Source organism: Saccharicrinis fermentans DSM 9555 = JCM 21142, from assembly GCF_000517085.1.
GTDB classification, from domain to species: Bacteria; Bacteroidota; Bacteroidia; order Bacteroidales; family Marinilabiliaceae; genus Saccharicrinis; species Saccharicrinis fermentans.
On sequence record NZ_KI912107.1, the window covers coordinates 2,413,096 to 2,413,548 of the forward strand.

The following is a 453-nucleotide window of genomic DNA, read 5'->3' on the forward strand; positions in this document are numbered from 1 at the left end:
CACTAGGAAAGTTGAAAGCCAGTTTTGGAACAAACCGTTAAAAGATGCTCTAAAGTTGGTTGAAAATGAGAAACGTAGACCGTTAAATATTATTATCGTAGAGCGTCCACGGATTAATAAATACGACCGTATTTTAACCATGCACCCATATTATCAGAATGGTAGGATATACCATAATGAAAGGGAGAAAGGTAATAATGATATGCAAACAGGCATTAGTCAGCTTAAAGGAATTGAGCCAAAATACCAAACTCATGATGACGGACCCGATGCAGATGAACAAGCCATAAACCAATTATCTGACTATATAGAGAGAGACAATTTTAAACCTATGACCACATCCATAGAGGAAATGAGGTCGTACAGCAGAAACCGTTTTTAATATGAGTTGTAAACATAAATATGAATTCTCTCGAAATGAAAGCTACTGGTATTATTGTGGTCGCAACAATA

1 protein-coding gene is annotated in these 453 nt (G+C 36.0%); it reads left to right on the forward strand.

Annotated elements, in window-relative coordinates; genetic code table 11:
- A partial coding sequence (locus CYTFE_RS25920) for a hypothetical protein (RefSeq protein WP_044262713.1) occupies positions 1 to 382 on the forward strand: 382 nt, incomplete at its 5' end.
- Between the last annotated feature and the right edge of the window lie 71 nt (positions 383 to 453).